The sequence below is a fragment of the Bacillus cereus group sp. TH152-1LC genome (assembly GCF_027710505.1).
Lineage (GTDB): Bacteria > Bacillota > Bacilli > Bacillales > Bacillaceae_G > Bacillus_A > Bacillus_A mobilis.
This window is the reverse complement of the sequence record NZ_JAQFNK010000004.1, coordinates 165,620-185,035: the sequence shown is the minus strand read 5'-3', so window position 1 is coordinate 185,035 and position 19,416 is coordinate 165,620. Positions and strand designations below refer to the sequence as shown.

The following is a 19,416-nucleotide window of genomic DNA, read 5'->3' as shown; positions in this document are numbered from 1 at the left end:
AGTAAAAAAGTATTATTTTGTTTAGAGAAAATAATATTTCTTTCATTTGTGGACAAACTATTCCTTTGATACGATTAATATAAATGATTCTGCTTCATGTGAGAAAGGAAGGAGAAAATATGAGAAAAATCATTTTAGCATCAGGGTCACCTCGCAGGAAGGAACTGCTTGAGTTAGCGGATGTACCATTTGAAATTATTGTAAGTGAAGTAGAAGAAACGATTGGTGCGTACTCATCGCCTTCTGATATTGTAATGTCCCTTGCCCTGCAAAAAGCATCTGCAGTAGCGGAAAATAACAGTGATCACATTGTGTTAGGTGCAGACACAATTGTTACATATGAATCGCGTATTCTTGGAAAGCCATCTAATGAGGCTGAGGCGAAAGAAATGTTGCAATTATTATCAGGGAAAACACATGAAGTGTATACTGGTGTTGCAATTATAACAAAAGACAAAACAGTCACTTTTTATGAGCGTACAGAAGTTACGTTTTGGGAATTAACAGAAGAGGAAATTGACGCATACGTTGCATCAAAAGAGCCTCTTGATAAAGCAGGAAGTTATGGAATTCAAGGTAAAGGATCTATTTTTGTTCAACATATTCAAGGGGACTATTATAGTGTAGTCGGTTTACCAATTTCACGTCTTGTTCGGGAATTAAAACAATTTAATATTGATGTAACCCATGCGTAAAATTGCATGGGATTTTCTTTGAGAGAACAAATAAAAGGGGTGGAGAAATGAACGGTATTCGTGATGTTGTCAAAGAAGAACAGCCACGGGAGCGTTTATTGTTAGAAGGAGCTGGAAGTTTATCGAATCGGGAGCTTCTTGCGGTGTTACTCAGAACAGGTTCTAAAGAAGAAACAGTTTTAAAGTTATCAGACAAAATTTCACATCACTTTGATGGTTTACGTATGTTGAAAGATGCAACGTTAGAAGAGCTTGTCAGTATACATGGTGTTGGGATTGCAAAGGCAGCCCAGCTTATAGCTGCTTTTGAACTTGGTAGAAGAATGGTACGTTTAGAATATCGAAATAGATACAGCATTCGAAGCCCAGAAGATTGTGCGAGATATATGATGGAAGAAATGCGCTTCCTGCAGCAGGAGCATTTTGTATGTTTATATTTGAACACAAAGAATCAAGTTATACATAGGCAAACAATTTTCATTGGAAGTTTAAACACATCAATTGTACATCCAAGGGAAGTTTTTAAAGAAGCGTTCCGCCGTGCAGCAGCCTCTATTATATGTCTTCATAACCATCCTTCAGGAGACCCCACGCCGAGCCGAGAAGATATTGAAGTAACAAAACGGTTAGTAGAATGTGGCCAGATTATCGGAATTGAAGTGCTTGACCATATTATAATAGGTGACCATAAATTCGTGAGTTTAAAGGAAAAAGGTCATATTTAAGACTATGCTTTTTACTTATTTTGTTTTATAATGTGATTTATGAGTTTTTTGTAGAAATTTATCTACAAGAAGGATAAAGATATAAAAAACGTACTGTTTTTATAATATAAAGTAAGAAAAAAATGAGTCCGTGAAAACAAGAAAGGAAGATAAATAATATGTTTGGATTTGGTGGCTTTACTCGCGATCTTGGAATAGATTTAGGAACTGCGAACACGCTTGTATATGTAAAAGGAAAAGGTGTAGTTTTACGTGAACCTTCAGTAGTAGCGTTACAAACTGATACGAAACAAATCGTTGCTGTAGGTAGCGATGCAAAACAAATGATTGGTCGTACACCAGGAAACGTTGTGGCACTTCGCCCGATGAAAGACGGTGTAATTGCTGATTACGAAACGACGGCAACAATGATGAAATACTACATTCAACAAGCTCAAAAATCAAATGGATTCTTCTCACGTAAACCATATGTAATGGTATGTGTACCGTCTGGTATTACAGCTGTAGAAAGACGTGCAGTAATCGATGCGACTCGTCAAGCGGGTGCTCGTGATGCTTATCCAATCGAAGAACCATTTGCAGCAGCAATTGGTGCAAACTTACCTGTTTGGGAACCAACTGGTAGCATGGTTGTTGATATCGGTGGTGGTACAACAGAAGTTGCAATCATTTCTTTAGGTGGTATTGTAACAAGTCAATCAGTTCGTGTTGCTGGTGATGATATGGACGATTCAATCATTCAGTACATTAAGAAAAGCTACAACTTAATGATTGGTGAAAGAACAGCTGAAGCATTAAAATTAGAAATCGGTTCTGCAGGCGAGCCAGAAGGTATCGAGCCTATGGAAATTCGTGGTCGTGATTTAGTAAGTGGTTTACCAAAAACAGTACTAATTCAGCCAGAAGAAATTGCAGATGCATTAAAGGATACAGTAGATGCAATTGTAGAATCTGTTAAAAATACGTTAGAGAAAACTCCACCTGAATTAGCGGCAGATATTATGGACCGTGGTATCGTATTAACAGGTGGCGGAGCATTACTACGTAACTTAGATAAAGTTATTAGTGAAGAAACAAATATGCCAGTTCTTGTTGCAGAAGACCCATTAGATTGCGTAGCAATTGGAACGGGTAAAGCATTAGACAATATCGATCTTTTCAAAACTGCTGCTCGATAATATTGCAAAATAAAAATCAATGAAATTAAGAGGGTGTGAACGTGCCACAGTTTTTCTTAAACAAAAGATTAATTGTTTTGTTAGTTAGTATTATTCTTCTCGTGGCATTGATTGGAATCTCATTGAAAGAACGGAACAGTTTAACATGGCCAGAGCAGTTTGTTAAAGACACTGTCGGTGTTGTAGAACGTGTATTCCAAAAGCCAGCGAAATACGTAGCTGGATTCTTCGAAAATGTAGAGGATGTAAAGCGCACGTATGAAGAGAATAAAGAATTAAAAGCAAAATTAGATAATTATGCAGGTCTATCAGGGAAAGTAAAACAATTAGAAGATGATAAAAAGAAGTTACAAGAGTTAACTGGTAAAAAAGAGTTGCCTAGTGATTATACTGAAATTCCAGCTACTGTCGTTTCTCGTAACCCAGATAAATGGTACGATTTAGTTGGAATTGATAAAGGGGTACAGCAAGGAATTAAAAAAGATATGGCTGTAGTAACTTCACAAGGTCTAGTTGGACGAGTGAAAAGTGTATCTCAGTTTACATCATCAGTAGAATTGCTAAGCTCTATGAGCCGAACAAATCGTGTTTCTGCTATCGTACAAGGTGATGAGAAAATCTTTGGATTGATTGAAGGTTACGACAAAGAAAAACACTTACTTCTTTTCACAAAGATTGGCTCTGAAGCTAAGGTAGATAAAGATCAACTAGTTGTAACATCTGGACTTGGTGATATTTTCCCGAAAGGTCTTGTAATTGGAACGATTGTTGATGTTCAGCCAGATCCATACGGTTTAACAAAAACAGCTTATGTAAAACCTGCCGCTGATTTAAATGACGTAGAGCATGTTATGGTTGCGAAACGTGCAAAGCCTTCAGCGCCATTAGAATAGGAGGGGGAGAAGAGATGATGAAGATTTTAAAAAGAGCAGCTCTTCCTCTTTTGCTCCTTTTTGTTTTTCTATTTGAAAATATGTTTGCTACTATTGTTCCAACAGAGGTTTTTTGGAAAAACAGTATAGCAGCACCTCATTTCTTTATAATTGTGTTATGTTTTATTACTGTGTACTATAGTCCGGTCCAAGGGATTTATTACGGACTCTTATTTGGTTTCTTATTTGATACCGTATACACAGAACTTGTCGGTATATATATTTTTGCGTATCCGATTTTAGCTTATTTAGTTTATAGTGTGATGAAGATATTACAATCGAATTTATTTATTGTTGCTTCTATTGTACTAGCTAGTATTGTAGCACTAGAGTATTATGTGTATGGATTTTTAACTTTGTTAGGACGTACTCATATGTCAGCGTATGTCTTTTTCACAGATCGTCTCCTGTCTACTGTATTGCTAAATGCAATTTTCTTATTGATAGTTTGTTTCCCACTGAGACGATATTTAGTGCGTCTTTCAAAAGCGATGGAAGAAAAAGAAAAAAGGATTTTCTAATTTTATGTCGAATTGAATCGGTGGGGTGAACTTTAGTGGAAGAAAAAAAGCAACAAAATGTAACAATAAAAGGGACAAAAGACGGAATAACGCTTCATTTAGATGATTGTTGTTCATTCTCTGAATTACTGGAGGAATTGGATGAAAAGCTTTCTACACATTACTATGATGGTGATGGGCGCTCTTTAATTGAAGTGCATGTGAAAGTGGGAAATCGTTATTTAACAGAAGTCCAACAAGAAGAGATTCGTACGTTAATTCGTAATAAAAAGAATCTTGTTGTGGATTCAATTGAAAGTGAAGTTATAACGAAAGCAGAAGCAATAGCTTGGAAAGAAGAAACAGAAATTGTCCCTATTTCCAAAATTGTTCGCTCTGGACAAGTTTTACATGTAAAAGGAAATTTATTGTTAATTGGAGATGTTAATCCAGGCGGAACGGTTATCGCTGGGGGGAATATTTTTGTCGTAGGATCATTAAGAGGAATTGCACATGCTGGGTATTATGGGGATTCGGATGCTGTAATCGCTGCATCTGATATGAACCCGATGCAACTTCGAATTAGTGATGTGGCAATGCGGGCTCCGGAAGAGAAAGAAGACGGAGCGGAGGCGGCAGAATGTGCGTATATTAATGAGAACAATCACATTGTTGTCGATCGACTGCAACTTCTCACTCATCTTAGACCTAATTTAACAAAGTTAGAAAGGGGAATTGTATAGCTGTGGGAGAGGCAATAGTAATTACATCTGGAAAAGGCGGAGTAGGTAAAACTACAACGTCTGCGAACATTGGTACAGCCCTAGCGTTATCTGGAAAGAAAGTGTGCTTAATTGACACAGATATCGGTCTTCGAAACTTAGACGTAGTAATGGGGCTGGAAAATCGTATTGTATTTGATCTTGTTGATGTCGTTGAAGGGCGTTGCCGTTTACCTCAGGCGCTTATTAAAGATAAGCGTTTTGATGATCTTTATTTATTACCTGCAGCACAAACGAGTGATAAATCAGCGGTAACACCTGAACAAATGGATGAATTAATACAAGTATTACGTCAAGATTATGATTACATATTAATTGATTGTCCTGCGGGGATTGAGCAGGGATTTAAAAACGCGGTAGCTGGTGCGGATAAAGCAATCGTTGTTACGACGCCAGAAGTATCCTCAATGCGCGATGCGGATCGTATTATCGGGCTTTTAGAAAAAGAGGATATTGAACCACCGAAACTTGTTATTAATCGTGTGCGTAGTCATATGCTTCATGAACAGGATATGTTAGATGTTGATGAAATTGTACGTACATTGTCAATCGAGCTTCTTGGTGTTGTCGAGGATGATGATGAAGTTATTCGTGCTACAAATACAGGTGAACCTGTAGCGTTGCAACCGAGCGGAAAAGCAGCGTTAGCTTATCGTAATATTGCAAGACGCTTGTTGGGTGAGAATGTACCATTGCAAGCATTTGAACAAGAAAAGGTATCGGTATTTACAAAGATGAAAAACTTCTTTGGAATCCGTTAAAAGCACTTCGCGCATATGCGAAGTGCTTTCTTTTTTCTTCACACGAATATCTTTCTTTCTTAGCTCATACATATGTACAAACTGTATACAACTGTTTCTATTTTAATTAGCTTAAAGAAAGAAAGGAGACAGTATGAAGAATAAACGTGTAGAAGAAATTAAAAAACGGATTGCGAAAAGGAAGGTAGAGCAAGAAAGGATGGAGGAAGAGCAATATTTTGCTGGAGGGAATTTTGATAGTGAAACAGTATTTATTGAAGATGGAGAAAAAGAAATTCATCCTTTATTTCGAAAAGAAGTATTTTTCTTCAAAGTTTTGTTATCAGCAATATTAGTTCTTTCTGTCGCTATTTTATATAAGAATGCACCCTCTTCTTTCGACGGTGCGAAAGCTGTTACAGAAAAAGTAATGAAAGAAGAATTTCAGTTTGCTACTGTAGCGAAATGGTACGAAAAGCAGTTTGGAAAACCGCTCGTATTTTATTCACCTACTGAGAAAAAAGAAGGAACCATTCAGCAAAAAGATTATGCCATCCCTGCTTCTGGAAAGGTGATGCAAGGGTTTCAAAAAAATGGCCAAGGTGTATTTGTTCAAACAGCTACGAATGCAACTGTTGAGTCAGTGAATGAAGGGTTAGTTGTTTTTGCAGGAAAGAAAGAGGAACTTGGTAATACAGTTCAAATTCAGCATGCAGATGGAACGGAATCGTGGTATGCGAATTTAAATGACATGTCAGTGAAATTATATGATTACGTTTCAAAGAAACAAAAAATTGGAACGGTGAATAATGATGCAAATAATAAAAATGGTAAGTTTTATTTCGCGATAAAAAAGAATGAAAAATTTATTGACCCGATTCAGGTGATTTCATTTGATTAAATATAGAGAAGTTTTAACGAAGATTTCAGTGCATCCGTTGTTTTGGGTTATTATTGTTATTGGTATTTTTACGGCACGTTTTAAAGAGTTACTACTGTTATTTTGTATCGTTCTTATTCATGAACTTGGGCATGCCTTTGCGGCGGCACACTACAATTGGCGTATTAAAAAGATTCAACTTTTACCGTTTGGTGGTGTGGCTGAGCTTGAGGAACATGGGAATAAGTCATTGAAAGAGGAACTCGTTGTCGTAATTGCAGGACCTATACAACATATTTGGATGATGGCGGTAGGTTATATAGTGTTTGAAGCTGGTTGGCTGGGTGCAGATTTATATTATTTCTTTATGTGGAATAATATAATTATTTTAGCATTTAATTTACTGCCTATTTGGCCGCTTGATGGCGGGAAAGTATTGTTTAACGTATTATCATATCGTTTTCCTTATTTACAAGCACATGAAAAGATGATGAAATTATCATGTGTTTTTTTTAGTGTAATACTGGCGTGGCAGTTACTTTGGAATAGTAACAATATTATGATGTGGGTACTACTCATATTTTTAGCGGTGTCGTTATATCAAGAGTGGAAACAAAGACAGTATGCCTTTATGCGTTTTTTATTAGAACGTTATTATGGGAACAAAAGAGGGATTGAAAAGATTGCATCTATTGAAGTGCAATCAGAAGATCATTTATATAAGATATTCACAAAATTTCGTAGAGGGTATAAGCACTCTATTATCGTCCATGGAAAATATAAAGAACATTACACATTGGATGAAAATGAATTACTCTATGCGTATTTTACTGAAAAACGAACAACTTCATCGGTTGAAGAATTAATCGGTTAGTGTTGACGATAGCACTAACCTTTTATTATTGTAAAAGCAAAGAAGATTATAAAGTGAGGAAAGAATTTTGAAAACGTTATATATGAACTACGCAGGATCAGAGAAACGCGTTGCAATTGAAGAGAAGAAAAAAATTGTAGAGTTTTTATGGAAACGAAATGAAGAACAAGAGATTGTTGGGCATGTTTATGCCGGACGTATCGTAAGAACAATAGCTGGAATGAACGCAGCATTTGTAAATATCGGTTTAGAAAAACATGCGTACCTTTCATATGATGATGTACCATCTTCCTATCGTATACATGAAGGGCAAGCGGTACTCGTACAAGTTGTGAAAGAGGCAATTGATACGAAAGGGCCGAAATTGACAGCAAACATAGAATTTACCGGGAAATATGTCGTTTATATGCCATATGATGAAATGCGTGCAGTTTCTCGAAAGATAAAAAATAATAAAAGAAGGCAACAGCTACTCCAGATTGAGGTAGAAGGGACGGGAGGGTATATTTTCCGCTCTGCTTCTGAAAAAGGAGAAATTGAAGAAATACAAGCTGAAATGCAAAGGTTACAGCAGTTATATGAAGAGTTAAAAAGAAAAGAGGGCCAAGGAAAGGCACCGTTACTACTTCATCGACCGGCGACCTTTTTAGATCGTGTATTTCAAGAGAATCCAATTGAAACGATTGAAAAAGTAGTTGTAGATACAAGAAGTATAGTGAAAGAATTAGAAGAAAAAGTAGGAAAAGAAAAAGTATCTTTTTATAATGAAAAATCTTCAATGTTTAACCATTTTGGAATAGAGCGTGAGATTGAGAAAGCACTTCAAAAAATTGTGTGGCTCCCGAATGGTGCTTATTTAATTGTGGAACAAATGGAGACGATGACTGTAATTGATGTGAATACGGGCAAGTTTACTGGAAAACAGAATTTACGAGATACAGTCCTTCGTACAAATGAGGCGGCAGCGGAAGAGATTGCACGTCAATTAAGACTGCGTGATATCGGTGGTATGATATTAATTGATTTTATTAATATGAAAAGAAGAGAAGATAAAGAAAAAGTAAGAGAATGTCTCATGGCTGCTATGCAAAATGATCGCACATATACAAGAGTGCTCGGTTTTACAGAGTTAGGGATTTTGGAGATGACACGTAAACGTAAGAAACATTCTTTACGCGACGTATTGCTAGAAGAGTGTGTACCGTGCAAAGCGACGGGATATGTAATGTCATATGAAACAATTGCGTATGAGTTAGAGAGAGAGCTAATTACATATGGCGATATAGAGGATGAGGCAGTATTAATCGCTGCACCTAAAGAACTACAAAAACAATTTTTGCAAAAAGAATTACAAAAAAATATTCCATTTGAAATTTATTTCAAAGATGATATGATCGAAAAGTACGCCATTATCCGTTTTGGAAGCAAAAAAGAAATTGTAGAACGGAAAAAATAGTTAGCAGAACATTTATTGACAACCGTCTATGATTCATGATAACATCTTTATGTTATAGTTTATAGCACCTAAACGGCTATATGCTACAACCGCACAAAACAGGTTCCCTAAAGACATTTATGTCTACCTCGTTTTTGGCGAGTCTTAGTAATTAAGAGGAGGTGCAAGTATGTACGCAATTATCGAAACAGGTGGAAAACAAATTAAAGTTGAAGCTGGTCAAGCAATCTACATTGAAAAATTAGATGTTGAAGCTGGTGAAACTGTTACTTTTGACAAAGTTCTTTTCGTTGGTGGCGAAAACGTTAAAGTTGGTAGCCCAGTTGTAGAAGGTGCAACAGTTACTGCGAAAGTAGAAAAACAAGGTCGCGCTAAGAAAATCATCGTTTTCAAATACAAAGCGAAAAAGAACAATCGTAAGAAACAAGGTCATCGTCAACCTTACACTAAGCTAGTTGTTGAAGCTATCAACGCTTAATCCAGGTTAACATGATTAAAATTACGATAAGTCGCACGAAATTAGGAAGTATCCAATCATTTAAAATGACTGGACATGCCAATTATGCGCCACATGGACAAGACCTTGTCTGTGCTGGAACTACAGCGGTTGTGTTTGGTTCTATAAATGCAGTGGAAGAACTTTGTAATGTGCAGGCAACTATTGAACTCGGAAGTGATGGCGGATTCTTAACGTATGAATTGCCTAATGATTTAGACGTTCATGCAGCAGAAAAAGCACAAACGCTTTTAGAAGGATTGGTTGTTTCGCTTAAGACGATCGAACTTGATTACGGAAAGTATATCCGTTTAATAGAAAAAGTGCAGGAGGTGTAACGTATGTTAAGATTAGATCTTCAGTTTTTCGCATCTAAGAAAGGTGTAGGTAGTACAAAGAACGGTCGTGACTCTCAGTCAAAACGTCTTGGTGCTAAACGCGCAGATGGTCAAACGGTTTCAGGTGGTTCAATTCTTTACCGTCAACGCGGTACAAAAATTTATCCAGGTGTTAACGTTGGTCGTGGTGGCGATGACACTTTATACGCGAAAGTTGACGGCGTAGTACGCTTTGAGCGTCTTGGCCGTGACCGCAAACAAGTGAGCGTATATCCTGTTGCTCAAGAAGCATAAGAACTCACGGAAAACTCTAACCTGAGTGCAGGTTAGAGTTTTTCTATATTAAGGGGTATCTAAATGAATGAAAAATGGACAATTATAGATGCATTGCGTCATTCAAGACATGATTGGCTCAATCGTATGCAGATGGTGAAAGGAAACCTTTCCCTTGGAAAAGTGGAAGAGATTCATAGTCTCATCGATCGTTTTGTCCAAGAAGCGAGACAAGAATCCAATCTGATAGGGCTATCAATGCCTTTATTTTCAGAGTGGATTTTAACATATAATTGGAAACAGCAGCCGTGCTTATTGGAGTACGAAGTATTAGGGAAATTACATAACTTATCTCACTTAGATGAGACTGTATGTACATGGACGAATCAATTTTTCTCAATGCTTCAGCATAGTTTAGACGTATATGTTGAAAATTATGTTTGTATCACAATTGAATGTGACGCGGAGAATGCTCGTTTCTTTTTTGATTTTCGTGGTAAGCTAACGAGTGTAGAAGAACTACAGAATTGGCTTGCGACCCAAAACAATAAATGGTATTCCATTTCTTATACAGTACGAGACGAAGAAGTCTCAGTTATATTACAACCAATTGAAAAAAGTGTGGTGAAATAATGTTTGTAGATCAGGTCAAGATATATGTAAAAGGCGGCGACGGTGGTAACGGAATGGTTGCGTATCGTCGTGAGAAGTATGTACCTAAAGGTGGCCCAGCAGGTGGCGACGGTGGTAAAGGTGCAGATGTTGTTTTCGTTGTTGAGGAAGGCTTACGTACATTAATGGACTTCCGCTACCAACGTCATTTCAAAGCTGATCGTGGTCAGCACGGAATGAGTAAAGGTCAGCACGGTCGTAAATCTGAAGATTTAATCGTAAAGGTTCCACCAGGAACAATAGTAAAAGATGAAAAAACAGGACAAATTCTTGCCGATTTAGTAACGCATGAGCAAACAGCTGTAATCGCAAGAGGTGGTCGTGGTGGCCGTGGTAACTCACGTTTCGCAACAGCAACGAATCCAGCGCCAGAAATCGCTGAGAACGGGGAACCAGGTCAAGAACGTGATGTCATTCTAGAACTTAAAGTGCTAGCAGATGTTGGACTTGTTGGATTCCCAAGTGTAGGTAAATCTACATTATTATCTGTTGTATCATCAGCGCGTCCGAAAATTGCAGAGTATCACTTTACAACAATCGTTCCAAATCTTGGTGTTGTTGAAACGGGTGATAATCGCAGCTTCGTTATGGCTGACCTTCCTGGACTAATTGAAGGCGCACATGCCGGCGTCGGACTTGGACACCAATTCTTACGTCATATTGAGCGTACACGTGTAATCGTACACGTTATTGATATGTCTGGTTTAGAAGGCCGTGAGCCATATGAAGATTACGTAACAATCAATAATGAATTAAAAGAATACAATATGCGTTTAACAGAGCGTCCACAAGTTGTTGTTGCAAACAAAATGGATATGCCAGATGCAGAAGAAAACTTACAAGCATTTAAAGAGAAAGTGGGAGACGAAGTAAAAATCTTCCCAATCTCAGCTGTAACGAAACAAGGTGTTCGTGACTTACTATTTGAAGTAGCGAACTTACTAGAAACAACACCAGAATTCCCAATGTACGATGTTGTCGAAGAGTCTGAAGCGAGTGTAATGTACAAATTTGATGCTGAAAGTCTTAAATTTGAAATTACACGTGAAAGTGACGGCACATTTGTTATTTCTGGTTACGATATTGAGAAGACATTCAAAATGACAGACTTCTCACGTGATGAATCTATACGTCGTTTCGCTCGCCAAATGCGCGGAATGGGTATTGATGAAGCGCTTCGTGCACGTGGTGCAAAAGATGGAGATATTGTAAAAATTCTTGAATATGAATTTGAATTTATCGACTAAGACTGCCGAAATATGGCAGTCTTTTTTTTATGTAAATGTCTGATTCGTATAGGAAAAAATACCCACTAATTAAATTTTCAATTTATAATAGAACAAGGAGTGGTGTTGGAAGAATTTTTTATGGGGAGAAAACGAATATGTATAAAATATTAATTGTAGAAGACGATGAAAAAATAGCGGGAATATTAGAGGAGCATTTAGAAAGGTATGGGTATCAATCATTTAGAGCAAGTGATTTACGCCATATAAAAGATGAGTTCGTGAAAATAAATCCTCATCTCGTATTACTGGATATTAATTTACCATACTTTGATGGGTTTTATTGGTGTCGTCAAATTCGTACAGTATCGAATGCGCCGATTATTTTTGTTTCTGCAAGAACAGGGGAAATGGATCAAGTAATGGCAATTGAAAATGGCGGTGATGATTACATTACGAAGCCATTCCATTTAGATATTGTAATGGCAAAAGTGAAAAGTGCACTTCGCCGTGGGTATGGTGAGTATGCCTCTGTTGCTGAGAGTGATTGTTTAGGTGTAAATGGACTGTTGCTATTCCCGTCCCAACACATTGTTGAGTGGCAGGGGCAACAAACGGAGCTGACAAAAAATGAATTTTACTTATTAGAGTGTTTAATGAAACAAGCAAATCAATATGTAACGCGCGAAGAACTGTTAGAAGCCCTGTGGGATGAGGTAGCTTTTGTTGATGATAATACATTAACCGTTAATGTAAAACGCGTAAGGAAGAAACTAGAGGAGCTAGGCATTCAAAATGCAATTGTAACGAAACGTGGATATGGTTATGCGCTTCTTACAGAGTGGGGCGAAGGGCATGAAGGTTAAAAATTACCTCATGGACCGCTTTTCTTTACTTCTTTCTTATATTGTTAGCCTTTGTTTATTTGGGCTTGTAATGCAGTTGCAAAGTCTTTTAGAAAAGCGATCCATTGATTGGAGTACGTGGTTATATGGGCTTTTATTAGGGACAGTTGTATTTACTGTATACCTCATTTACGATTATCGAAAACGAAGTGTGTTTTTAAAAAGAATTGAAAAATATGTTGCCAGCGGAAATACATTACACGATTCTTTACTTATTGATACTTCTTATACGTCAGAGCAAGAGATGGTCGTTGAATCGTTTACGCTATTAAGACAGCAATATATGAATGAAATTCATAAACAACATGCGAAAGAACAACAGCAAATGATATTTATGAACCAGTGGATTCATCAAATGAAAACACCAGTATCGGTTATAGAATTACTATTACAGAAATTTGGTAAAGAGCATCGTGAAGCAAGAGCAACAGTTGAAAGTATTCGTGAAGAAAATAACCGTATACTAAATGGTTTAGATTTAGCGTTACATATGGCAAGGTTAGAGCAGTTTGCGAAAGATTATAAAGTAGAAGTAGTAAATGTTGTAGATATTATTCGAGGTATTATTAATGAAAATAGAAAGTCGTTCATTCAATCGTCTGTATTTCCGAAAGTAATGTTTGATGAAGATACTTGTATGGTTGCATCTGATAGAAAATGGCTGAGTATTGCTATAGGGCAAATTGTTGTAAATGCAATTAAGTATACGAAAATTTCAGAAGTAGAGAAAAAGGAAATTCAATTTCAAATTGAAGAGAAAGATCAAAAGGTGTTACTACATATTAAGGACAATGGAATTGGTATTCCAGAGCAAGATGTAAAGCGAGTATTTGATCCGTTCTTTACAGGAATAAATGGCCGTAAAACGAGAGAAGCGACTGGGATGGGTCTATATATTACAAAGGAAATTTGTGATAATTTACATCACGGTATTTATGTGCAATCGGCTGAAGGGGAAGGGACAACATTCACGTTCCAATTTGCAAAAGATGAAGAATATCATACATTAATGAGAAAAATGACAAAACTGTAAGATAACAAAACGTTTTGTAAGGGAAATCACTCGTTTCTTTTTCTTATTTTTCTTATAGTAAATGTAAGAAGAAAACACATAGGGGGATCAGAAATGAGTGTTCTTGAAGTAAAAGGATTAACAAAGGTGTATCAATCAAAAGGTTCAGTAGCGACGACTGCTTTAAATGATATAAATTTTAAAATAGAAGAAGGCGAATTTGTAGGGATTATGGGTCCTTCAGGAAGCGGAAAAACAACGCTTTTAAACTTATTAGCAACAATTGATAAGCAAACTTCAGGTCATGTGCTTGTAAATGGCGAAGAAATTAATCAAATGCGTGCTGCAAAATTAGCAGAGTTTCGCCGTACACATTTAGGATTCATCTTTCAAGATTTTAACTTACTTGATACGTTATCGATTAAAGAAAATATTATTTTACCACTTGTCATGGCGAAGAAATCTGTAAATGAAATCGATGCAAAGGTGCTTGAGATTGCAAAGTTTTTAAATATCGAAGAAATTTTAAATAAAAAAGTATATGAAGTATCAGGCGGACAACAACAACGTGCAGCAGCAGCGAGAGCAATTATTCATGAGCCTACGTTAATTTTAGCGGATGAACCAACTGGAAACTTAGATTCGAAGTCAGCAAAATCATTAATGAGCGCGTTGCAAGACTTACATGAACAAAAGAAAGTGACAATTGCAATGGTAACGCATGATCCGGTAGCGGCGAGTTATTGCGAACGTATTCTATTCATTCGCGACGGAGAAATTTTCTCAGAAATACATAAAGGAAGAACGAAACAAGCCTTTTTCCAAGAAATTCTGGACGTACTTGCGATGCTAGGAGGAGAATATCATGAACTTTCGCCAGCTCGCGCTTAGTAATGTAAAAGGAAATTGGCGTAATTATAAAGCGTTTCTTATAAGTAGTTGTTTATCGATAGTCGTATTTTTTATGTATGCTTCCTTCATTTATCATCCAGATGTCGTAAGCGGTAATATTAGTATGAGAGATATGATCTCAAAAGGGCTAGAATCGATGAATTATATTGTGGTCATCTTCTCAGCACTCTTTATTTTATATGCAAATTCAACATTTTTACGAGCAAGGAAAAAAGAGTTTGGTCTACTAACATTAATAGGTGGAACAAAATCACAACTTGGCCGAATGATTATATTAGAACAGCTTATGTTAGGTAGTATTGCAATTGTAGTAGGTATTGGGCTTGGCATGCTTTGTTCAAAATTATTTTTCCAGGCATTAAGCGTAATATTGAAAATAGATAAAACACTTCCACTCGTTTGGAATAGTAAAGCAGTTTTGATTACAGCGGGTGTATACTTTATTCTATTTTTAATCCTATCATTGTTTAGCGTGTGGACAGTAGGACGCTTGCAAATTATTGATTTATTAAGAGAAGCAAGAAAACAAAAAGTAGAACCTTTTGCATTTACATGGTTATGTGTAGCGGGGATAGGATGTATTATTGTTGCATATGTACTTAGCTTCCAAGTGACATTTATGAATTTTATCATGCTGTTTTTACCGATTGTAGGGCTGACGATAGGAGGAACTTATTTACTGTTTACGCAAGGTAGTACAGTCGTATTGAAGGCGTTACAAAAACGAAAAAAATCTTTTTATACATACCCAAATATGTTCGTACTTAGCAATCTTATTTATAAAATGAAAGATAATGCTCGTTTTCTATTTGTAATTTCTATCATTACGGCCGTTGTATCTTCAGCAGTTGGTACACTGTACGTATTTTTTGAGGATATGAGTTATAAGGCAGTAATTAGTACCCCGCATGCTATTTCGTATGAGGAAAAGGGAATTAATACGCATAATGTCATAAAAGAAGGAAAAACAAAAGAATTAATAAAAAAACACGGATTTGAAGATGCACGAGAAGTAACGTACGTAAAACTTCCTGGAAGTCAAAAAATCACGATGTTTAACGGTGAACATGAAGTGCCGATGGCGATTGTTTCAGAAAAAGAATATAACGCTGAAGTACGTAAACAAAAGAGAGAGCAAGTTAGAGAAGTTCATAATGCACCTGGTAGTGCAACGATGGTCATAATGGATATGGCAAAAGATATGATGAAGATAGATCTTGCGAAACCGTATGAATTTAAAATTAACGGACAAACGCAGTCTGTTCAATTAAATGAGCCAACTCCATTTTCTGTTTTTAATGATAGTGAATATCTCATTGTGAACGATCAAGATTTTGAGAAATACGCAAAGCTTGTACCAGATGAAGAAAAGACGAAATATTACGGTTATTATATAGGGGACTGGAAAAATACGGAAGACCTTGTGTTAGATTTGAAAAAGGAAATTGCACCAGATAAGCAAGAGGAATTAAATAACTCGGTGCTCGCTTATAAAAATATAAGGGAATCAGGAGCAATTACGATGTTTATCGGTTTCTTTGTAGCTGTACTGTTCTTCTTCTTCGCTTGTAGTATGACATACTTTAAATGGTTTAACGATAAAGAACAAGATCGTATTCAATTTAAATCGTTAAAGAGAATTGGTATGACAGATAAAGAAATTCGTAAAATTGCAATTCGACAAATGGGCGTTATTTTCTTTATCCCAATTTTAATTGGTGCAATTCATAGTGGATTTGCTCTTCATACGTTAGGAAAAATGCTGTATATCGATTTATGGAAATCAGGTACGATTGTAATTGGAGCATACATTGTAGCCTCTGCGATTTACTTTATGATCGCGCAAAGAGGATATTTGAAACACGTGCAAAGCTAGAGAAACCTCTAGCTTTTTGCCTATGTAGTAAGTTATAGGGGGACGATAGATGAATATTCGGCAACTAGCGCTGCAAAATATAAAAGGAAATTGGCGTAATTATAAAGTGTTTTTCTTAAGCAGTTGTTTTGCGATATTTGCGTCTTTTGCATACATGTCTGTCATTGTACATCCGTATATGCAAGAGACGATGTGGTATCAAAACGTACGCTGGGGACTTATTATATGTAATGTTATAATCATTTCTTTTTTCATCATATTTATTTTGTATTCTACTTCTATTTTCATAGAGGCACGTAAGAAAGAATTAGGATTATATATGTTAATGGGAGCAACGAAATCTAACGTAATAGGAGTGATTATGACCGAGCAAATATTGATCGGGGTATTTGCTAATATTTTCGGTATAGGAATTGGCATGATCTTTTTGAAACTCTTTTTTATGGTGTTTAGCATGCTAATGCGTCTTCCAAAAGAACTCCCTGTCATATTTGACGTGAAAGCGATTGGGGTAACGTTTATTACATATATGGTTGTTTTTATTCTGTTATCTTTTATAAGTGCTTTACGTATATGGAATATAAAAATCATTCGGTTATTGAAAGAATTTCGAACTGATAAAAAAGAGAAGAAACCATCAATGTGGCTTTGTATATTCGGTTTTATTTGTTTAGGGATAGGGTATGCGTTAGCGTTACAGGCGACGATGCCAACGATAGCATTCTATTTTTTCCCTGTGTCTATACTCGTCTTTTTCGGAACGTATTTTTCTTTTACACACGGAACTGCTCAAATATTAGAAATGATAAAACGAAATAAAAAGATTATGTATACATATCCGTATTTATTTATAGTGAATCAATTGTCACATCGAATGAAGGAAAATGGTCGCTTTTTCTTTATGCTTTCTATGGCAACGACATTTGTAGTTACGGCAACAGGTACGGTGTTCTTATATTTTTCTAGCATGCAAGATATGTGGCGGGATGGGGGCGCACACTCATTTTCATACATAGAAAAAGGTATTTCTACCCATGAAGTCTTTGAGGAAGGTACGGTTGAACAATTATTGCACCAATATGGGTATGATGATTTTCAAACTATGAGTTTTGTTGGAGTGTATGCATCTTTTCAGTCCAATAAAGGAGAAACAGAAGTAGCGCCACTCATTAAAGAAAGTGAATACAATCAAGAGGCAAGAAAACAAAAACAGAAAACGTATCATCCGAAAAAAGGAACAGTTACACTTGTTTATTATAATAAAAGTAAGTATCCGAGTGTATATAATCAAACAGAGATTCAATTACAAGTAATGAATCAAACGTATCAATTCGTATTTAACGGTCAGAAAGAAGGGGCGCAATTTAATTATCATCTCGCGCACATTAACGGTTTGTTTTTCGTTATGAATGATGAAGATTTTGCCAGTATAGCAAATAAGATTCCTGATTCTGAAAAAATGATATATCGAGGATACACATTATCAAATATCGAAAATACGAAAAAATTAAATGAAGATTTACGGAAACATATGAAACAAGATGATAATAACGCATTTCGAAGTAATATGGAGTTATATGTGAATATGAAAGAGTTCGGCAATATTACTCTATTTATAGGCTCATTCATTAGTATATTATTTTTCCTTACATCATGTAGTATCGTATATTTTAAATGGTTTCATAATATTTCATCGGATAGAAAGCAGTACGGGGCACTCTCTAAACTGGGAATGACGAAGGAAGAAGTATGGAAGATTTCTCGCTGGCAATTATGTATGCTATTTTTTGCGCCAATTATAGTGGGGAGTATGCATAGTGCAGTTGCGTTATATACGTTTCATAATACGCTTTTTATGGATGGTTCATTAAGAAAAGTAGGCTTGTTTATTCTATTTTATATTGCTGCGTGCATCATGTATTTCTTTTTCGCTCAAAGAGAATATAGGAAACATTTAGACTAGCAAATGCTAGTCTTTTTTAAATATTCGAAATTTACATAGAAGAATATAAAAAAGTATGGTATAACAGTAAGAAAACGAAAAAGAGAGGGAAAAGACGATGATTCGAGTAGGATATTTAGGACCAGAAGCAACATTTACAAATATGGCGGTGAGTCGTTTTTTTCCAGAAGCAGAGCATGTACCGTATCGAACGATTCCAGATTGTATTGATGCAGCTGCAAATGAAAATGTAGATTATGCAGTGGTACCACTAGAAAACGCCATTGAAGGTTCAGTGAATATAACAGTTGATTACCTTGTACATGAACAACCACTTTCTATTGTAGGAGAAATTACAGTACCCATTCAGCAACATTTACTTGTACATCCGCAGTATGCAGAAGTGTGGGATGAAGTATATGCAGTGCATTCTCATCCGCACGCTATTGCGCAATGTCATAAGTTTTTAAATGAAGAACTAAAAGGGGTCACTGTCCGAGATATGACATCAACAAGTGCTGCTGCACAATATGTGAAAGAACACCCGGAAGAAAAAATCGCTGCTATTGCAAATGAAGCAGCTGCAGAAAAATACGGATTAACGATCGTAAGACGTAGTATTCATACGCATAAAAATAATCATACGCGCTTCCTCGTGCTCCATAAGAAAAAGAAAGTAATACTCTCAAATAACGGAGAAAATCGCGGAGAGAAAACGACGCTTATGATAACGTTACCTGCTGATTATGCAGGGGCACTATACCAAGTGTTATCAGCTTTCGCATGGAGAAAATTAAATCTATCAAAAATCGAATCTCGCCCGATGAAAACAGGTCTTGGTAATTATTTTTTCTTAATCGATGTCGATAAAGCATACGATGATGTATTATTGCCAGGCGTAACGATGGAACTTGAAGCGCTCGGCTTTTCTGTTACTGTGCTGGGGAGTTATTCTTCTTATTGGTTGTAAGGGGGAGTTAGGTTATACAGTCTGATAGATAA

General features: G+C 36.3%; 21 protein-coding genes and 1 other annotated feature. All 21 genes read left to right on the top strand.

Annotated features, from left to right (window positions below; all coding sequences use genetic code 11):
* Window positions 1-119 precede the first annotated feature (119 nt).
* The 21 genes from PDL00_RS13060 to pheA all read left to right on the top strand — a co-directional run bounded on the left by PDL00_RS13060 (window position 120) and on the right by pheA (window position 19,384).
* Complete coding sequence (locus tag PDL00_RS13060) at window positions 120-695, top strand: Maf family protein (protein WP_242254947.1); 576 nt, start codon at window positions 120-122, stop codon at window positions 693-695.
* 47 nt (window positions 696-742) lie between these two features.
* Complete coding sequence (gene radC, locus PDL00_RS13055; protein WP_270729429.1) at window positions 743-1,420, top strand: DNA repair protein RadC; 678 nt, start codon at window positions 743-745, stop codon at window positions 1,418-1,420.
* Between the two features lie 158 nt (window positions 1,421-1,578).
* On the top strand, window positions 1,579-2,598 hold the full coding sequence (gene mreB, locus PDL00_RS13050; protein ID WP_000466737.1) for a cell shape-determining protein MreB: 1,020 nt from the start codon (window positions 1,579-1,581) through the stop codon (window positions 2,596-2,598).
* Between the two features lie 41 nt (window positions 2,599-2,639).
* On the top strand, window positions 2,640-3,491 hold the full coding sequence (mreC, locus tag PDL00_RS13045; protein ID WP_270729427.1) for a rod shape-determining protein MreC: 852 nt from the start codon (window positions 2,640-2,642) through the stop codon (window positions 3,489-3,491).
* Window positions 3,492-3,505: 14 nt separating this feature from the next.
* The gene (gene mreD, locus PDL00_RS13040; protein ID WP_270729426.1) at window positions 3,506-4,051 is read left to right on the top strand and encodes a rod shape-determining protein MreD; all 546 of its coding nucleotides are present in this window, start codon (window positions 3,506-3,508) and stop codon (window positions 4,049-4,051) included.
* 35 nt (window positions 4,052-4,086) lie between these two features.
* Window positions 4,087-4,773, top strand: coding sequence for a septum site-determining protein MinC (gene minC, locus PDL00_RS13035; RefSeq protein ID WP_270729423.1), 687 nt, complete (start codon window positions 4,087-4,089; stop codon window positions 4,771-4,773).
* Window positions 4,774-4,775: 2 nt separating this feature from the next.
* Window positions 4,776-5,573 (top strand): septum site-determining protein MinD, encoded by a 798-nt coding sequence (gene minD, locus PDL00_RS13030; RefSeq protein WP_000503310.1) that lies wholly within the window; start codon window positions 4,776-4,778, stop codon window positions 5,571-5,573.
* A gap of 133 nt (window positions 5,574-5,706) precedes the next feature.
* Entirely contained in the window at window positions 5,707-6,453 is a 747-nt protein-coding gene (gene spoIVFA, locus PDL00_RS13025) for a stage IV sporulation protein SpoIVFA (RefSeq protein ID WP_270729421.1), read from the top strand.
* Window positions 6,446-7,306, top strand: coding sequence for a stage IV sporulation intramembrane metalloprotease SpoIVFB (gene spoIVFB / locus PDL00_RS13020; protein WP_270729419.1), 861 nt, complete (start codon window positions 6,446-6,448; stop codon window positions 7,304-7,306). Before spoIVFA ends, spoIVFB begins: the two co-directional genes overlap by 8 nt.
* A gap of 67 nt (window positions 7,307-7,373) precedes the next feature.
* A complete protein-coding gene (locus PDL00_RS13015) occupies window positions 7,374-8,762 on the top strand; it encodes an Rne/Rng family ribonuclease (RefSeq protein WP_270729417.1) in 1,389 nt (462 codons plus the stop codon).
* Window positions 8,763-8,839: 77 nt separating this feature from the next.
* Window positions 8,840-8,917: a sequence feature (ribosomal protein L21 leader region), on the top strand.
* 14 nt (window positions 8,918-8,931) lie between these two features.
* Entirely contained in the window at window positions 8,932-9,240 is a 309-nt protein-coding gene (gene rplU, locus PDL00_RS13010; protein ID WP_000270907.1) for a 50S ribosomal protein L21, read from the top strand.
* An 11-nt stretch (window positions 9,241-9,251) separates the two neighbouring features.
* Window positions 9,252-9,596, top strand: coding sequence for a ribosomal-processing cysteine protease Prp (locus PDL00_RS13005; protein WP_061677162.1), 345 nt, complete (start codon window positions 9,252-9,254; stop codon window positions 9,594-9,596).
* 3 nt (window positions 9,597-9,599) lie between these two features.
* A complete protein-coding gene (gene rpmA, locus PDL00_RS13000; protein WP_000944957.1) occupies window positions 9,600-9,890 on the top strand; it encodes a 50S ribosomal protein L27 in 291 nt (96 codons plus the stop codon).
* A gap of 63 nt (window positions 9,891-9,953) precedes the next feature.
* Entirely contained in the window at window positions 9,954-10,502 is a 549-nt protein-coding gene (locus tag PDL00_RS12995) for a sporulation initiation phosphotransferase B (RefSeq protein WP_061677164.1), read from the top strand.
* Entirely contained in the window at window positions 10,502-11,788 is a 1,287-nt protein-coding gene (gene obgE / locus PDL00_RS12990) for a GTPase ObgE (RefSeq protein ID WP_000497121.1), read from the top strand. Before PDL00_RS12995 ends, obgE begins: the two co-directional genes overlap by 1 nt.
* A gap of 137 nt (window positions 11,789-11,925) precedes the next feature.
* Complete coding sequence (locus tag PDL00_RS12985) at window positions 11,926-12,633, top strand: response regulator transcription factor (RefSeq protein ID WP_000276710.1); 708 nt, start codon at window positions 11,926-11,928, stop codon at window positions 12,631-12,633.
* Entirely contained in the window at window positions 12,623-13,705 is a 1,083-nt protein-coding gene (locus PDL00_RS12980) for a HAMP domain-containing histidine kinase (RefSeq protein WP_270729416.1), read from the top strand. The genes PDL00_RS12985 and PDL00_RS12980 overlap by 11 nt, the downstream gene beginning before the upstream one ends.
* A 93-nt stretch (window positions 13,706-13,798) precedes the next feature.
* Window positions 13,799-14,575, top strand: coding sequence for an ABC transporter ATP-binding protein (locus PDL00_RS12975; RefSeq protein WP_000114530.1), 777 nt, complete (start codon window positions 13,799-13,801; stop codon window positions 14,573-14,575).
* Window positions 14,550-16,472 (top strand): ABC transporter permease, encoded by a 1,923-nt coding sequence (locus PDL00_RS12970; protein ID WP_270729415.1) that lies wholly within the window; start codon window positions 14,550-14,552, stop codon window positions 16,470-16,472. The genes PDL00_RS12975 and PDL00_RS12970 overlap by 26 nt, the downstream gene beginning before the upstream one ends.
* Before the next feature lie 49 nt (window positions 16,473-16,521).
* Window positions 16,522-18,435 carry an ABC transporter permease gene (locus PDL00_RS12965; protein ID WP_270729414.1) on the top strand — a complete coding sequence of 638 codons (1,914 nt, stop codon included), beginning with the start codon at window positions 16,522-16,524 and terminating at the stop codon, window positions 18,433-18,435.
* A 97-nt stretch (window positions 18,436-18,532) separates the two neighbouring features.
* Window positions 18,533-19,384 carry a prephenate dehydratase gene (gene pheA / locus PDL00_RS12960; RefSeq protein WP_270729412.1) on the top strand — a complete coding sequence of 284 codons (852 nt, stop codon included), beginning with the start codon at window positions 18,533-18,535 and terminating at the stop codon, window positions 19,382-19,384.
* Window positions 19,385-19,416: the final 32 nt, after the last annotated feature.

What these genes read in the sequence shown, in the direction of transcription:
- PDL00_RS13060 (WP_242254947.1), top strand. Translation starts at nt 120, where the DNA reads ATGAGAAAAATCATTTTAGCATCAGGGTCACCTCGCAGGAAGGAACTG.
- radC (WP_270729429.1), top strand. Translation starts at nt 743, where the DNA reads ATGAACGGTATTCGTGATGTTGTCAAAGAAGAACAGCCACGGGAGCGT.
- mreB (WP_000466737.1), top strand. Translation starts at nt 1,579, where the DNA reads ATGTTTGGATTTGGTGGCTTTACTCGCGATCTTGGAATAGATTTAGGA.
- mreD (WP_270729426.1), top strand. Translation starts at nt 3,506, where the DNA reads ATGATGAAGATTTTAAAAAGAGCAGCTCTTCCTCTTTTGCTCCTTTTT.
- spoIVFA (WP_270729421.1), top strand. Translation starts at nt 5,707, where the DNA reads ATGAAGAATAAACGTGTAGAAGAAATTAAAAAACGGATTGCGAAAAGG.
- rplU (WP_000270907.1), top strand. Translation starts at nt 8,932, where the DNA reads ATGTACGCAATTATCGAAACAGGTGGAAAACAAATTAAAGTTGAAGCT.
- PDL00_RS13005 (WP_061677162.1), top strand. Translation starts at nt 9,252, where the DNA reads ATGATTAAAATTACGATAAGTCGCACGAAATTAGGAAGTATCCAATCA.
- rpmA (WP_000944957.1), top strand. Translation starts at nt 9,600, where the DNA reads ATGTTAAGATTAGATCTTCAGTTTTTCGCATCTAAGAAAGGTGTAGGT.
- PDL00_RS12995 (WP_061677164.1), top strand. Translation starts at nt 9,954, where the DNA reads ATGAATGAAAAATGGACAATTATAGATGCATTGCGTCATTCAAGACAT.
- obgE (WP_000497121.1), top strand. Translation starts at nt 10,502, where the DNA reads ATGTTTGTAGATCAGGTCAAGATATATGTAAAAGGCGGCGACGGTGGT.
- PDL00_RS12985 (WP_000276710.1), top strand. Translation starts at nt 11,926, where the DNA reads ATGTATAAAATATTAATTGTAGAAGACGATGAAAAAATAGCGGGAATA.
- PDL00_RS12980 (WP_270729416.1), top strand. Translation starts at nt 12,623, where the DNA reads ATGAAGGTTAAAAATTACCTCATGGACCGCTTTTCTTTACTTCTTTCT.
- PDL00_RS12975 (WP_000114530.1), top strand. Translation starts at nt 13,799, where the DNA reads ATGAGTGTTCTTGAAGTAAAAGGATTAACAAAGGTGTATCAATCAAAA.
- PDL00_RS12970 (WP_270729415.1), top strand. Translation starts at nt 14,550, where the DNA reads ATGAACTTTCGCCAGCTCGCGCTTAGTAATGTAAAAGGAAATTGGCGT.
- PDL00_RS12965 (WP_270729414.1), top strand. Translation starts at nt 16,522, where the DNA reads ATGAATATTCGGCAACTAGCGCTGCAAAATATAAAAGGAAATTGGCGT.
- pheA (WP_270729412.1), top strand. Translation starts at nt 18,533, where the DNA reads ATGATTCGAGTAGGATATTTAGGACCAGAAGCAACATTTACAAATATG.